The organism is Flavobacterium sp. ZB4P23, assembly GCF_003970375.1.
In the GTDB taxonomy this organism is placed as follows: Bacteria; Bacteroidota; Bacteroidia; order Flavobacteriales; family Flavobacteriaceae; genus Flavobacterium.
Genome location: NZ_RYDK01000002.1, coordinates 167,833 through 184,360 on the forward strand (window position 1 = coordinate 167,833; position 16,528 = coordinate 184,360).

A 16,528-nucleotide genomic window follows, 5' to 3' on the forward strand; every position below is an offset into this window, starting at 1 on the left:
TGTTTCTTTTTTGATCAAGCAAAAAAGAAAAGAACATCTATATATACACAAAACATCCTCGCTCTCCACTCCTTTTCACCGCCCTTAAATAAAAAGCATAAAAAACAACATTTAAAATTAAAAGGAGGACTGCCAGTGGCAGTCAGGTAAATAAATACAACCGTTTTTACGCTTTTGATTTGTAGGCTTGATCTTTTGTTTTTTTTGCATCAAGGCAAAAGAAAAAGTTAAACAACGATCACTTATAATTAAAGTGAAGTGAGATAAAAAGTAAAAACTCATCTCATTCTCTCTAACCAAATTAACAGTTTACTGTTTTATATTTTTATGCAACAAATAAAATTTCACACAATAAATAAGCAGCAATGGCACAATAACAAGCCCAAACAAAATAAAATCCGAAACGTTCTGATACAAACCAAGTACCATTACCGAAACAATAACCTGAACTATACCATAAAACGCCGCGATCAATCGGTGTTGAATTTTATATTCATTACTCAAAACCTGATAGAAATGCAACCGATGTGCCTCGAAAATATTGTGTTTTAAATACAATCGGTGCAGGATCGTACAAATAGCATCAACTCCATAAACCGCTAAAAATAAAAGCCAAACCAAAGAATTTGTGACCAGAATAAGTTTCAAAACCAGATAAATTACCCAAAAAGCAATCGCAATACTGCCCACATCTCCGGCAAAACATTTGGCCCTTTTTCTATAATTAAAAAATAGAAAAACCAAACTAGCAAGCATCGCATATAGTATAAAAGCACCATCAATAAATACCTGGATATTTTGATTCACATACAACAATGACCCCATCACCACCAAAGTATACAATCCCGTTATACCATTGATACCATCCATGAAATTATACGCATTAATCAAACCTATGGCTAGAATATAAGCGAATACAATTCCTAAAACGGGAACAGAATTAAAAACACCTAAATCGTAAAAAATTACGCTGATGGCGAGAAAATGAACCGAAATTCTAATTTTATTAGACAAACTCTGAATGTCATCCCAAAAACTAACGACAGTTACCAAAGTAATTCCTGTAAAAAAAAAGCAATTATTTTGGAGGTGCTGTGCAAAATAAAGTAAAGCCGCAAACCAAAAAATGATACCGCCTCCTCTAAGCGTAATTTCAGTATGTGCTGACCGATGATTGGGTTTGTCCACGATGTTGTACCGATCAGCTACTTTGAAATAAAGCAATTCCAGTAGGAATAAAACAACAGTAATTAGTAAGTATTGCATTTTTATAGTGAAAAAGTATTTTTTATTTATTTTTGGAAAACCGCTGTCAATAATTATAATCTAAAAGCTAATAATAATAATAACCCGTAGGGTCCAACTATTTAAAACCTCAGTTTGAGTATTTTTGTGAAGTAAAACGGAACAAAGCTTCTCGATACGCTTCGCACTCGAAGTGACGTGTATCGAGAACCGATTTTAGTACTAATTTTCTAATTATCGATATAATCCCACCCAAAAGCGGGATCACTCGAACTTACGGAAATTTTTATCAATATCTAATTACACCTAATGGTTTAGTACAATGAATACTCTTGTGGTTATTTTATCTCCTATCTCCCAAAATCATCCTGAACCCGCACAATATCATTCTCATCAGATGGATTTTCCACATCGGTATGTTGCCAAATTTCAGCAATAACACTCCAATCTTCAAGCCCTACTAAACGATGGCGTTCTCCTTGCTGTAAAGTAATCGTATCGCCTTTTTTTAATACTTCAAGTTGTCCTTGTACATCATCTTCACTGCGAATAACACCTGCTTCTCCATCAATTAACCGCCATATCTCAGCCCTACGGTGATGGTATTGCCAGGATAATCGTTGATGAGGCGCTACTAACAATATTTTTGGACTCAATTTTCCAGATATCTTAAGAGATGCTACATCCAATCCTTCAAAATAGTGGTTGGCAAATTGCTGTGCTTGATTTTCGTCAATAACAAAAAAACCGCCCCAAGGGCGATTGTTATCATAGTTTGCTATTGTAAATCCCTCTTGTTTTAAGGATTCATTTATTTGATTAAATATGGTAGTTTTCATTTACATTCAACTTTATTAATTATCACTTTTTTTTACTGAAAATCAATACCGAAATTTTCAGTCATTTGCATTGATACTTGTTTAATTTCTTGTTCTTTCTCTTTAGGATAAATTAATAACACATTGGCATCATCAACAATAATATAATTTTCAAGCCCGTCTATAACTACCCCTTTTCCTTTTGGCACTTGTATTAAGCAATTCGTAGTGTTGCTTAAATGCTTTTGAGAAACGGTAACCGAGTTATTAAAAGCATCTTTGTCGGCTATTTCATGCAGGGAAGCCCAAGTACCCAGATCTGACCAACCGATATCGGCAGGAATGGTGTAAACATTGGTAGCCTTTTCTAAAATAGCATAATCTATAGAAATATTCGGGCTTTTAGGATAGTTTTCCGTTATAAATGCTACTTCTGAATTGGTATTATAGACATCATTTCCTTGAATGAATAATTCATGTATTTCGATTGCATGTTGTTTAAAAGCGTTTTGAATACTTTGGGCACGCCAAATAAAAATTCCTGCATTCCACAAATATGCTCCGCTAGCGATATATTCTTGGGCTTTTTCGAGAATAGGTTTTTCAAGAAAACAAGCTACTTTATGAACGCCATCAATCCCTTCTTTCTGGAAATTGATATACCCATAACCCGTATCCGCTCGTGTTGGGCTAATTCCCAAAGTCACCAATGCATCGTTTGTTGCGGTATAATGCAAAGCCTGCGAAATTTTATCCAAAAATTCAGTTTCCTTCAAAATCAAATGATCCGATGGTGCCACCACTATATTGGCATCTGGATTTTGTTTCAAAATTTTGTAGGAGGCATAGGCAATACAAGGTGCTGTATTGTTGCGACTCGGCTCTAATAAAATATTAGCAACAGGAATCCCCACCAATTGTTCTTGTATCAAACCCAAATACTGTTTATTACTCAGTATAAAAATATTTTCTTTAGGACATATTTTCTCAAATCGCTCATAAGTTAATTGCAATAACGATTTTCCTGTGCCCAGAAAATCAATAAACTGCTTGGGAAAGTGGTTGCGGCTTTTAGGCCAAAACCGACTGCCCACGCCACCAGCCATGATTAGGACGTAGGTGCTTTTGTTATTTTCTATCATTGTAATCTTTAATTATAATATCTTATACATTCTCAATTCTTATTAAAATACCAAAAAACTTTAAACACCTGACTATTGACTTGAAACTTTAAACAATTTTAAACCTTAAACCAATCTAAAACTTCTTGTGACTCCCATCCTGCAATTTCTCTTGCTTTTGCATCATCAAACGTCAAATCTGAAGTTATTTTTTTAATTTTTAAGGAATTAATTGGTACTTTATTACCCAATAAATCACCTACATGTCCCATTACTTTAGCAATAAACAAAGGCAAATTATAAGGTTTCTTTTTATTTTTTTGTTTTGAAATTGCATTACTTAGTTCATCAAAATCAGGGTGATGTCCATCGGTCAGATTATATATTCCCCCAACAAGGGCAACTTTAGGGATAAAGGAAGCTACATCTTCCGCTAGTACCATACTTTTCCTCGCTTTTCCACCTCCAATATTAAAATAATATCCTTTATCAATTGCCTTTATCATTGCCCCTAGGTTACCTGGAGGGTTTTCACCTACCAATAGTGGTAAACGCAAAATAGTGCAAACCACATTATTTTGTTTACACCATTTTGTTATTAATTTCTCTGCCTTTATTTTGCTAAAACCATAAGGATCCTTAGCTTGTAGCGGATATTCTTCGTTGATTTTATCACCACTTTCTTGACCATATACGGAAACTGAACTGATAAAAACGAATTGCTTTGGAGCACCAACTTTTTCTAATCCTTTCAATAAATTTTCAGTACCTACGACATTCACTTCATGAAACTGTTTTTTCTCAGCATCCGTTTTAGGCACAGAATGTGCTTTTCCTGCAGCATGAATAACTAATCCAAAATTCTGATTAAAAATAGGGATATCATTTTCTAAAGAAACCAAGTAATCCCCAGATGTTCTGGACAAACTAAAAAGATCATTCGCGATCGATAACTTAATAAAAATCAATTTGCCCAAAAAGCCATTTGCTCCTGTAACTAATACTTTCTCCATAATAAACACTAAAGAACTTTTTTCTTAAAAAAATTACAAATCGTTGATAGTCTTTTTTAAAAGAACAGACCATTTATCACAAATTACTTTTTTGGAAAAACAATCTTGATAAATTCGAAATGAATTTTCTTTCATTTTGGAGATCATTTCCGGATTATTCGCGATATCACATAAAACATTAGCTACCTCGTTAAGATTAGATTTTTCTAAATGAAAACCTAAATTGTATTTGCTAGTCCAAATACAGAGAGCAGAATTCTGAGCCCCAGAAAAAAGTACTGCTTTTCCTATCGCCAATGCTGAAAAATATTTGGATGGAACAGAAATACCAGTCCAATCCTCTTTTAAACTGATTAACATCAAATCTGCCGATGATAATCTTTCTTCTAGCTCTAGATCTGTTTCAACGAAACCTCCAAAACTTATATTTGTATCATTTTCATCAACTTGAGACTTTAAATCTTCAAATCGGTTTCCAAATCCAGCAAAACAAAAACCTACAGAAGCATTCCTTTTGTTTAATTCTCTTGCAAGTTGCAAAAAATTGTCAAATTCATGAGCATTACCAATTGTTCCAGTATACAACAAAGTCAGGTTTGCATTTTTAAACAACTTTTTACGTGTTTCAATGTGGGGTTGTAACATTTCAATTGGCTCTACGAAAGACCAAGGCGGCAAAGTTTCTTCTTTTACTGAATGATTATACTGTCTATAGATATCCCTCATACACGGACCAATATCTACAATTACATCTAACTTTCCATAGCAAAATTTCGCAATACTTTTTAATACTTTTCCCGAAAAACTAAATGATTTTCCTTTTGACACAATAATTGCCTCTGGATATAAATCAAAGCCCCACATTAAAATTTTAGTCTTTCTTTTGAATAATTTAATAAAGGGTACTAACAAATAAACAAAAGGAGGATTCGTACCAATGATAATTGCATCATAACGTCCTATAAAGGGCAATTTAACAATCCAAGATAAAATCAACCAAAATGAAGTAAGTAATCTTTGAATATTCTTTTTTTGATTGAAAGGCGGTATATAAATTCTTCTATATTTTACCCCATTCCAAACACCTTGTTTTGGCGTAATTATATTTTTATGATCTACATAATATCTGTTACCTACCATTGCGGTCACGTCCCAACCTCTAGCAACTAATTCTTCTGAAAGCTCAGAAATATGTCTAGCTGTATTAATTTTATCCGGCCAAAATATATGATTAAAAATTAAGATCTTATTATTCATTATTCAATTTTATACTTCCAAAAAAGTATTGATTTATAAAAAAGAAAGAATTCTAAATAAATTTATTTAGAATTCTTTCTTTTTACTATTATTATTTTTTAGACTTTTCAACTTGTTCATTGATCCATGTAAAAGTTTTTATCATTCCTTTTTCAAGTGATTCTGATACCCTCCAACCAATTTTCTCTTCATACAATTTATTGTCAGAATTACGACCTCGTACTCCCTCAGGACATTTAAATCCATATTTTTGAATAAACTCTTCTCCTGCAATGTTTTTAATTGCAATATTTTTACCGCTAATTTTTATTGCCATTTCAGCTAATTGATTAATCGTAACCATTTCATCTGACCCAATATTTACGGGGCCTAAGAAATCACTTTCCATCATCCTCAGAACTGCCTCAACACATTCATCAACATAAAGAAAACTTCTAGTTTGTAGTCCATCACCCCATACTTCAAAAGAACTTCCTACAGCTGTTTCAGACGCTTTTCTGGACATTGCGGCAGGTGCTTTTTCTTTTCCACCCATCCAAGTCCCCTGTGGACCAAAAATATTATGAAATCTAGCTACTCTTACATCTAATTTATAATTCCTATTAAAAGCAAAATACAAACGCTCACTAAATAATTTTTCCCATCCATACTCTGAATCTGGATTTGCTGGATAAGCCGAAGATTCTTCACAATTCGGATTTTCTGGATCCAATTGATTGTGTTCTGGATACATACAGGCCGAAGATGAATAAAACACCTTTTTAATGTTTTTCTTAACACACTCATGAACCACATTCAGATTGATTAGTGCTGAATTATGCATTACATTAGCATCATTGTCGCCTGTAAAAATATAACCTGCTCCCCCCATATCTGCAGCCAATTGATAAACCACGTCATATCCTTCACCTATAACCAGTTCAACAGCTTTAGGATCACGTAAATCCGCTAAAATAAATTCATTACAAATTTCTTGATGATCAAAATACTCATGATTTTTGATATCTGCGATTCTCACATAACAACCTTCATCTTTCAATCTTTTTCCAAGGTGGCCACCTATAAAGCCCCCACCGCCTAAGATGACAACTCTTTTTTTTGTTTTCATTTTGCTTTTTCTTATTTTATATTAAATTATATATTATGATCTATTTAAATCTAGATAAACTTGCAAGGTTTCTTGATAGCATTTTTCCCAAGAAAAATTACCAACTTGATCAAAGCCTTTTTTTATTATTGCTATTCTGTTTTTTTCAATATGTAATACAGCTTCATTAAAAAGAGAAATTTTTAATTGATCTATTAAAACACCTGCATTACCAGCAACCTCAGGAATTGAAGAATTATTATATGCAATAAACGGGCATCCCGCCTTCATAGCTTCTAATAAAGGAATACCAAAACCCTCATAGGATGAGGGATAAAGTAAAGCAAAAGCGGTATTATATAGCACATTTAACTCTTTATTCTCTATGTTTATATGTAATTCCCAACGATCAGGAATTAATTCATTTAACATCAATATTTCACTATCATTTAAATCACCACCCACAATCTTCAACGAAAAATCTTTTGTTTGAGCAAGGGCTTTTACAGTGAAATCAAAATTTTTATATTTAGCTCTTGAACCAACAAATAAAAAAAAAGAAGAATTATTATTTTCTCTTATTAATTCTGGTATTTTAAAATAATCCAAAGAAACACCATTATAAACAACCCTTATTTCTTTACTTGAAAATTGTGGATAGAAATACAACAAATCTTTTTTGGTGTTTTCTGATATACATATTACAACATCAGCTGCATTAATGGCTTTTTTCTTTTGATAGCAATGAACCCATTTTTTTAGACCTTTACTAAAATACTCATAAGTAAAATCATGAACAGTTACAACCTCTTTAACGTTATTCCTCTTCTTTACAACTTTAGTTAAAGTTCTATAATATGTAGAATGAAAAATAAAATCCTTATTACTTATTTTTAAATTGATTTCTCGATATCTAGAAAAATAATTGGATAGTTTAGTTTTCTCATTAATAAAATGATTTTCTTGAATTTTTAATTCCTTTCTAAAAATATTTTCTTTCTTGCCATTTTCCTCAATAAATAAATGCTCACTATCTGATTGGATTAACATCCTGTTAATTATTTCATACCAATAAACTGAAACACCTCCTGATTTTTGAAGAGAAAAAGCTATTAAGTCAATAATTACATTCATTATGAAGATATTTTGGGTTTAATAATTGATAAAAGAAAAGTTGTGAACAATAAAAAAAAGCTGTTAAGACTTAAACCAAACTTTTTTATTTACGTAATCAGTATAACTATATATTATTCTCAAAACTTTTGTAGAGACACTATCAACATTATAATCTTCAACTAATTTAATATTATCAGCATTCTCTTTATGTTGACTTGTCACTAAATTAATAGCATTTATTACCTTATCAGATTCTAAACCACACATTACAAGAGTCCCTACATCCATTCCTTCAGGTCTTTCATGTGCTTGTCTAATTGTTACAGCGGGAAAATTTAATATAGAAGATTCCTCCGTAATTGTTCCGCTATCCGAAATAACGCATGCCGAATTTTGCTGAATTTTGATATAATCGAAAAAACCTAAAGGATTAAGAAATTTAATATTCTCATTCAAGCTTAAATCTTTAACTTCATTTAATCTTTTTCTTGTTCTAGGATGAGTTGAAACAATTACCGGCTTCCCAAATTTAATTGCAATTGCATTTAACGAATTCAAAAAATTTAGAAAATTCACTTCATTGTCAACGTTTTCTTCTCTGTGTGAACTAACTATAAAATATTCATTTTTATTTAACTTCAAATCTATCAGCACATTAGAATTATCTATCTGTTTTCTATAGTAGCTCAACACTTCTTTCATAGGGGAGCCAGTCTTGATAATCATTTCTGGTTTAAAACCTTCATCTAATAAATACCTTCTAGCATGTTCTGTATATACTAAATTAATATCACTTAAATGGTCGACAATTTTTCTATTAATTTCCTCAGGAACTCTCTGATCAAAACAACGATTACCAGCTTCCAAATGAAAAATTGGAATCTTTCTTCTTTTTGCTGCTATTGCAGATAAACAACTATTAGTATCTCCTAGAAGAACAATTGCATCTGGTTGCTCTTTCAACAATACTCCATCAATATTAGTTATAATATTTCCAATAGTTTGAGCCAGACTATCTCCAACAGAATTTAAAAAATAGTCAGGTTTGCGAATTTCCAAATCCTTAAAAAAAATTTCGTTTAATTCATAATCATAATTTTGTCCAGTATGTACTAAAACATGATCAACAAATTTATCAAGTTCACATATCACTCTACTCAATTTAATTATTTCAGGACGAGTTCCTACTATTGTTAATACTTTCATATTTAAATTTATATTATTTAATTTCCAATTTTTTATTTTGATCACGTTTAAAAAGCTTGATTAAAATCCCTACAATAACCAAAGTAGGTAAAAGATCCTTAAAGACAGGTGTTAAATAGAAAAACACAGAATACTTTAATGTAATAATTGAATACGAGAACAGAAAAGCATATGTTGCAATAGCCCACCACTTATCTCTTCTTCTTAAAAACCATTTGACAATAAAAGCAAAATATACCCCATTTATTAAACCTCGAAAAAAAAGATCAATTTCTCCTCCCCAGATAGCACTCTCTGCTATGGGGCCAATAGTAAAAGGGGGCACTATAGACTCCGGAAAATAATACTTAGCATACCAATACATTGGGTTTAAACTAGTATCAGAATTAAAACTGAATGGAGAGATTAAATCGTAAAAAAACATTGACCATTCCGCTTTAGGAAGCGTTCCTTGTTTTCTTTCAGAATAAAGATGAAAACTGGTTATAAATAAAGCGCCTAATTCCCCTGGAGGTTTAATTCCCTCGCCAGAAATAACTTCTTTGGTGTTTTCTACACTTCCGTCCAACAAACGTATTATTTCAACAATCGAAAAAAAAGCTAGTAAAAAAAAAGCATAAGTAATTAACTTTTTAATACTTATTACTTCAACGATATAATTGTACAGGAAAAAAACTTGCAATAAAATGATAAAAATATATATTCTTGAACCATGTGAATAGAGTAATTCATAAATACATATTAATATAACAGATATAAATATGATCCATTTGTATTTCTTAAAATTTAAGAACATTAACGTAATCACAATAACATAAAAACCACCTTTAAACCTAATTAAAACTGAAACAATTTTCCTCAAGGGTACCGCTAAATGATCGTAACGAGTATAATTATCATAATAGGTTTCAACTGGTGAAGATAATACGCTCAAGAAAAACAAACAAGTGACAATAGTAACAATTAAAGTTATTATTGAAAAATGCATAGAGCTCTTTATTTCTACACACTTAAATTTTTCTTTGCCTCTAAACGTAAAATACCCAATTGAAAAACAAAATAAAAATAAAAAATGTCTCCATAGATGAATACTTAAGTCGGTTGCTGTAATGGACATAGTGTCCAACATAACAGCAATAGGATCTCCTGGTTTGGTTAATCCGTAAACCAAAACAAGCCCGGGGACAATTGTATAGATCACCAACAATGAACAATACACAAAACCTAAATCACAAAATAAACCTTCGCCATTTACTTTTTTTAACATAGAAATGTAAAAAAAGTAAAAAATTATTGTTACAAAAATAGGTATAAAGAGTAAAAACATTAATTCTATTTAAATTTAAATAAACTACAAATTATATCTTTATTCATTTAAAAATTCGCTAGGCAATCGCTCCCCTTTTCTAAAAGACAATATCCTGTATTTAAACGAATTGACTAGCATTTTTCGAAACATCTTAAAACTCAATCTTGGCACAATCTGATGAATATAATTTGCGACATACGAAGCCTCAAAAACATTATAAACCTTATATTCAAGAGCATCAAGATAGAGTAATCTTGGACTAATGGCATTTCCTTCAAGTGGTCGTCTACGATTTTTTTTAGATTTTTTTAATTTTCCAGTGAAAAATTCTTTCAAATTATGATATTCGGCAATTTTGTATAAAATATTTAACTCTCGTAAAACTCTATCTTCTGGAAATAAACCATCTTCTATTTCTGTTAAGGCTATAGACAGTAACTTTTTATAATCGATCGGAGAAAACTCTCCATTCCATCCTGGAAGATCACGAGCCGTCAACAAAAAATCAGCTGTCATAAGAGAAATTAAGGGAGAATAAGGTTGTGAACCCAATTCAGCATGCATAGGCTTATGTGTTGTTTTTTTAAAAAAATCTTCTGAATTTTTTTTTGCCTCTTCAGACTTAGTTAAATATCCTAGTCCTTGAGACGTAGGTGACACTCCATGAATTGACAAAGGTTCGCCAGAATAAACATACTCTTCAACTTCCCCTGCTAATACGATTCCAGAATAACCGTCAGGAGTAGAGCAAGAATAAAACCTTCCCTCGCTCGAACGGCTCTTTACTTTTTCAATTAAATTAGTAGATACAACACTTTTCACATAAATCATTGGTGATTCTATATCTGAAATATAAAATAAGTTATTAGATTGTCTTTCCAGAAAATCCTTCGATTTAATCATTTTTATACCAGAAGTAAACTTACCTTTTCTCAAATGCAGAATTAATTGACCATTCTCCATTTTTGTTTTAGGATAAAAATATGTAGAAGTAGGCCAAGTCAATAATTCTGTTCCAGTTTCAAGTATAATATCACGCATTCGCACAATACTATTTGGCATTAGCCCATCATCGCCACCTAAAGCGATAACAAAACCAGGTTGTACATGATTCAAAGCAAATTCAAAATTATCCAACATTCCAACACCTGCTCCTGGGGATATTAAACGAACTCTAGGATCCTTTTTTGCGATCTCTTCAACAATTTCACGACTATTATCCAAACTACCATCATCGGAAATGATGATCTCAAGATTCTCATAATCTTGATTAGTACATGTTTTAAGTGTCTGCTTCAAATATTGAGCTCTATCTTTAGTTGGAATAATAACTGTAAAATGAATATTGTCTTTTTTATCTGGCATAAATTTTTTTTTATTATTTCTACACGTTTTTATACAAACATGAGTTTGTATTTTTATTTTTTTAATACTGCCGTTTCAACTTACTTCATTAAAGTTACGTTTAAGACATACAAACATTTACTAATTATAAACAGAAAAACTAATAAAATCTTCAAAATTAAATAATTTTAAAAACTAAACTTGAATTTGACTATGATTTATTACCTAAAGAACACTAAAAATTTACGCCCTTTTTAAACTATAACAAAAAGAGGTAAAAATCAAGATAATTCCTGTAACAATAATCCACGTTAAATTCTCAAATCGACCTAGGTCATGCGGTTTTAATAAAAAAGATGCATATGTAATAGGAACTGTAATTAAAACGGGAGGTACAATAACTGTCCGATACCACTTTGTCAATTCTCCTTTAAAAATACGTCTATGCATTAACCATAATCCTAAAGTAATATCCGAAATACCATGAATTAACCAAACTACTGTACCACCAATAATTCCGAAAAAATGAATAGCCAAAAGCATTATTGGTAAGCCAATTAAAATTGAACCAAAAATCATCTTCACATGCAAGCTGGTCCATCCTTGTGCTTGTTGCATAGCCGCAGGTAACCAACCTAAACCTGAACAAAGAATCCCAAGGATTAGAAACCTAAATGTTTTAAGAATAATCCCATCATTAATATTCATCCATGATAGAAAGATATCTTCCGCAAAGAATAAGCAAATAACTCCTAAAGATATTATGATTATTGCGATCATTTTATTGCTAAAAAAATACTCATTTTTCAGTTTTTCATGATCTCCAAAAGAAAACAATTCTGAATATCGAGGAAAAAATGCTCTATAAAAAGGTTGTATACCTAATTGCAAAAGTCCTGTTGCTGTGAATGCAATTGCATACTTTCCAAGTTCTGAAGCAGGAAGTATTTTACTTATTGCGATTCTATCGATATTAGAAATAAGTACTGCCGCAATAGATGTCAATGCCATTCCACTAGAAAATTTGGCAGAATAGCGAAGTAACCCTAAATTAAAAATAGGTTTGTATAAATTTGTACAATTAATACTTCTTCTCAGAAAAAACCGTGCTATAAACGTTTGCAAAACAGCTACCATAATTTGAACTGAAAAGAACCAAATTAAATCATCATGGTAAAATAAAATCAACGATCCCATACCATATCTCAGAGTATTTCCAGAAATCTGAAGAATATTCATAAGTTTATGATTCTGCAAACCTATTAATCCATTTAAGTACAAAACATTGGGAAACTGAAAGAACAAAGTACAGCTCATCAATAACATAATATGAACTATATTAATATTCTTACTAATATCAAATGTAAACCAATGGTTTGAAAAAAAAATCGAAAATATGATTAAGAAAGCAAATATAATAGCCGCAATACCCCAATAAAATATTTCAATTGTCTTTAACAGATCCAACCTGTAAGAATTACCCTCGTTATTTGATTTCGCACCGGCAAATTCTTTAATGATAGTGGCTCCTAGTCCGAAATCAAAGAAGCTCATCATAGCTTGAAAAACTAACCAAATGCTTAAAATACCGTACAACTCCAAACCAAGTTTAGAGATATACCATGGTGTTGACAAAATAATCAACAACGCCAACCACACACCTCCTATAAAGTTCCAAAAAACATTTTTTATCGAACTAAATTTAATAAAATTCCAACTTTTTATTCTATTATAATATAATAACCTAAAATTCATGTTTTTTCTTTATAAAATCGACTACTTTTCTAAACTGTACCAGTCAGGAATTTAATTTCAAGGGCTAACATAAAATTAATAATTTGGATAAAGCGCTTTGTACTTAATAATCCAATCATGCATTTCTTTTACCATTTGATCATAAGAAGGTACTTCAAACAAAAAGTCATTACGAGTATTTCTAAGAGATTTATCCAATTGAAATTTTTCCTCGATTTCAATAACGACTTGATTATTGAAAAAATGTCTATTAAAAAGTTGAAGAAGATCGTATTTCGATATACTTTCATTATTCACTAAATTATACAAACCACATAAGTTTTGTGCAATTGCTTTTTCCATTGCCTTTGCCAGAGTAAGCGTTGTTACGCCAGTCCATATCGCCCCCGAAAAACCATTAATTGAAACTTTCTGCTTCATAAACCAATTAAACAAACCAATGCCATTATGATTCATATCAGGTCCAATAATTGAATTTCTAAAGGTTAAGTTTTTTAAATCATTTACTTCACCTAAAGCCTTTGAGCGATCGTACAGACTTGTCCCATCACAAACGCTGTTTTCAAAATAAGGTCCAGAATTCCCAGCAAAAACGCAGTCTGTACTCATTTGAATTAACTTTGTCTTGCTGTCTTTTAAAGTATCTGCAATTAAATGCGGTAAATAGCTATTTAAATATACAGCCTTCGAAGGATAATTTTCTGCATCTTGATTTAATATACCAATACAATTAATCACAACATCAAAGTTTTCTCCAAATAACATCGATTTAAACTTTTCAGTTTCAAAGACATCTCCGATAATATTATCACAATACAAAAATGGAGTTCTGGAATAAGAGACTACATTATATCCTTTTTCTTTAAAATATAATGCTACAGTATGTCCAGCCATTCCTGTTGCTCCTAAAACTAATATATTCATAATAACCTATAATTTACCTCTATATCTTTTACTCCTAGTTTATTGAATCTACTTCTTTCTTTATCATTTGCAGCTTAAGTAATAAGTTTGTCATTTCACTTATATTTAATTGATCAGTATTATGAGAATGATAATCAATATATTTAGAAACTTTTTCTTCACCTTCGATAACGTATTTATTATAATTTAAATCACGCTCATCACACGGAATTCTATAATAATTACCTACGTCTTCGGCCTTTGCCATTTCTTCTCTAGTTACCAAAGATTCATACAATTTTTCCCCATGACGTGTTCCTATAACACGAATTTTTACTTTACTTTTATATAAATCAATAAGTGATTTAGACAATACATCTAGAGTTGCTGCAGGAGCTTTCTGAACGAATAAGTCCCCATTTTTTCCATGTTCAAAAGCATATAAAACCAAATCAACAGCATCCTCTAAGGTCATCATGAATCGCGTCATATTTGGGTCAGTAATCGTAATATCTTTACCAGATTTAATTTGTTCAACCCATAAAGGTATTACTGACCCTCGACTTGCCATAACATTTCCATATCTTGTACAACAAATTGTTGTTATGCTATTTTCACCTAAAGAACGCCCTTTTGCAATAGCCACTTTTTCCATCATTGCTTTACTTATACCCATCGCATTAATTGGATAGCAAGCCTTATCCGTACTTAGCACAACAACGTTTTTAACTCCATTATGAATAGCAGAATCTAGGACATTATCTGTCCCTAATACATTAGTTTGAACAGCTTGCATAGGGAAAAATTCACACGAAGGAACCTGTTTTAAGGCAGCAGCATGAAACACATAATCAACTCCTGTCATTGCAAGATCTACACTACGCTTATCCCGAACATCACCGATATAAAACTTAACTTTAGGATTCTGTATTTGATGCCTCATATCATCCTGTTTCTTTTCGTCTCGGCTAAAAATGCGAATTTCTTTGATATCAGTATTTAAAAATTTTTTAAGGACTGCGTTACCAAAAGAACCAGTTCCTCCAGTAATAAGTAATATTTTATTTTTTAACATAATTTTGGATTGTTTCAATTTTTCTTTAATCTATTAACACAAATTCTATTATAAAATTTATATATTTTCACTTTTTAATACATAAATTATTATTGATATTTTTTTAAATTTATTTTATTCCCATTTCTTTTATATATCGTCTAATCACTAAATATATAATAGTTAATATCCCTGCTAAAAAAAAACCCAGTACAATTCCTAAAAATTTTCCAAATTTCTCTTTCTCTAAAGGCAAAATAGGTCGATCAATTACTTGGATTAATGGCGTTTCCTTACGCAAGGTTACTTTCGCCAATTCACTTTGTTTGACCAATTCGGTCAAAATAGCCGTGTTAGCTTGTACATCGACCTGTCTTCTAGCGGAAGGGGCGCGACGCACATTCATAGCAGGATTCAATCCAAAAGTATTGTCATTGGCAACCGCCACACCGGTAATCGCTCCGTTGAGTTCACCACGAATAGAGTCCGTTTGCCGTTCCAAAATATCCATATTCAGCCGGGCCTTTTTACTTTTAGTAGTCACATAAAAATCAGAAACTTCTTTGACCAAGGCTTCCGTAAAATACTTGGAGAACAATTCATTAGTAGAAGAGACATCTATGTTAATAATAGCAATCTTTTTATCTTTTTGTCCTACGGATAATCCCGTTTTAGACAAATCTTGATATACCACACCCAAGATACTGTCATGTACTCGGGTAAAATGGGTACGCTTGGTATCGGGTAAAAACTGGATGGTTGCAAATTTTGGTTTGTCATTCCACTTTTCCCTCCAGCCCTGATTTTGTATGTACATCTCCGCCAAAGAAATGGTTTTTCCATCCACTACAACGGGGCTCAACAAGGTTTGCTCCACCATAGCGCGGGACTTGAACAACTCGGTCAAATTAGATCCGGTAAAAATACTTCCTCCACCGCCGCCAAGATCTAAGCCAAGCGAACTCGCCAAACCTAAAGCACCTCCCAAGCCACCGCCTGTCTTCTCATCTTCTAGTGCGAAGGATAGTGTTGCGGTATAAACCGGTTTTTTTACAAAAGAATAAGCTAACCCTAAAGCTGCCCCTATAACTCCTGCTAAAACAATAATTTTCCATTGCCCAAGCAAATACGAAAACCATTCTCTTCCTTTTTCAATAAGTTCTTTTAACGATATTTCATCGTTTGGTATTTGTTCGTTCATTTTTCGGTTTTCTGTTATCCGTTGTCTGTTAATCAGCCTGCCCCGAGTTTTTATCGAGGGGTCACTTCGAGTGATTTTATAAAATAGCGACAGCAGTTG

At 31.9% G+C, this 16,528-nt stretch carries 14 protein-coding genes; all 14 read right to left on the reverse strand.

The window, feature by feature from the left end:
- Window positions 1–309 precede the first annotated feature (309 nt).
- The 14 genes from EKL99_RS03910 to EKL99_RS03975 all read right to left on the reverse strand — a co-directional run bounded on the left by EKL99_RS03910 (window position 310) and on the right by EKL99_RS03975 (window position 16,429).
- Window positions 310–1,266 carry a glycosyltransferase family 4 protein gene (locus EKL99_RS03910; protein WP_126576434.1) on the reverse strand — a complete coding sequence of 319 codons (957 nt, stop codon included), beginning with the start codon at window positions 1,264–1,266 and terminating at the stop codon, window positions 310–312.
- A gap of 329 nt (window positions 1,267–1,595) precedes the next feature.
- Window positions 1,596–2,084, reverse strand: coding sequence for a phosphoheptose isomerase (locus EKL99_RS03915; RefSeq protein WP_126576435.1), 489 nt, complete (start codon window positions 2,082–2,084; stop codon window positions 1,596–1,598).
- A 32-nt stretch (window positions 2,085–2,116) separates the two neighbouring features.
- Complete coding sequence (locus EKL99_RS03920; protein WP_197037206.1) at window positions 2,117–3,205, reverse strand: mannose-1-phosphate guanylyltransferase; 1,089 nt, start codon at window positions 3,203–3,205, stop codon at window positions 2,117–2,119.
- A 98-nt stretch (window positions 3,206–3,303) separates the two neighbouring features.
- Window positions 3,304–4,197 (reverse strand): NAD(P)-dependent oxidoreductase, encoded by an 894-nt coding sequence (locus EKL99_RS03925; RefSeq protein ID WP_126576436.1) that lies wholly within the window; start codon window positions 4,195–4,197, stop codon window positions 3,304–3,306.
- Window positions 4,198–4,230: 33 nt separating this feature from the next.
- Window positions 4,231–5,454: a glycosyltransferase family 4 protein gene (locus EKL99_RS03930; protein WP_126576437.1), complete on the reverse strand. Its 1,224-nt coding sequence runs from the start codon at window positions 5,452–5,454 to the stop codon at window positions 4,231–4,233.
- A 91-nt stretch (window positions 5,455–5,545) separates the two neighbouring features.
- Entirely contained in the window at window positions 5,546–6,562 is a 1,017-nt protein-coding gene (locus tag EKL99_RS03935; protein ID WP_126576438.1) for an NAD-dependent epimerase/dehydratase family protein, read from the reverse strand.
- A 33-nt stretch (window positions 6,563–6,595) separates the two neighbouring features.
- Window positions 6,596–7,675, reverse strand: coding sequence for a glycosyltransferase family 1 protein (locus EKL99_RS03940; RefSeq protein ID WP_126576439.1), 1,080 nt, complete (start codon window positions 7,673–7,675; stop codon window positions 6,596–6,598).
- Window positions 7,676–7,738: 63 nt separating this feature from the next.
- Window positions 7,739–8,863, reverse strand: coding sequence for a non-hydrolyzing UDP-N-acetylglucosamine 2-epimerase (gene wecB / locus EKL99_RS03945; protein ID WP_126576440.1), 1,125 nt, complete (start codon window positions 8,861–8,863; stop codon window positions 7,739–7,741).
- A gap of 13 nt (window positions 8,864–8,876) precedes the next feature.
- Window positions 8,877–10,130, reverse strand: coding sequence for an O-antigen polymerase (locus tag EKL99_RS03950; RefSeq protein ID WP_126576441.1), 1,254 nt, complete (start codon window positions 10,128–10,130; stop codon window positions 8,877–8,879).
- 99 nt (window positions 10,131–10,229) lie between these two features.
- Complete coding sequence (locus tag EKL99_RS03955; protein ID WP_126576442.1) at window positions 10,230–11,537, reverse strand: glycosyltransferase family A protein; 1,308 nt, start codon at window positions 11,535–11,537, stop codon at window positions 10,230–10,232.
- Between the two features lie 222 nt (window positions 11,538–11,759).
- Window positions 11,760–13,271 (reverse strand): oligosaccharide flippase family protein, encoded by a 1,512-nt coding sequence (locus tag EKL99_RS03960; RefSeq protein ID WP_126576443.1) that lies wholly within the window; start codon window positions 13,269–13,271, stop codon window positions 11,760–11,762.
- Between the two features lie 75 nt (window positions 13,272–13,346).
- Window positions 13,347–14,195, reverse strand: coding sequence for a sugar nucleotide-binding protein (locus EKL99_RS03965; protein WP_126576444.1), 849 nt, complete (start codon window positions 14,193–14,195; stop codon window positions 13,347–13,349).
- A 34-nt stretch (window positions 14,196–14,229) separates the two neighbouring features.
- Window positions 14,230–15,252 (reverse strand): polysaccharide biosynthesis protein, encoded by a 1,023-nt coding sequence (locus tag EKL99_RS03970; protein WP_304983878.1) that lies wholly within the window; start codon window positions 15,250–15,252, stop codon window positions 14,230–14,232.
- Between the two features lie 106 nt (window positions 15,253–15,358).
- Entirely contained in the window at window positions 15,359–16,429 is a 1,071-nt protein-coding gene (locus tag EKL99_RS03975) for a Wzz/FepE/Etk N-terminal domain-containing protein (RefSeq protein ID WP_126576446.1), read from the reverse strand.
- Between the last annotated feature and the right edge of the window lie 99 nt (window positions 16,430–16,528).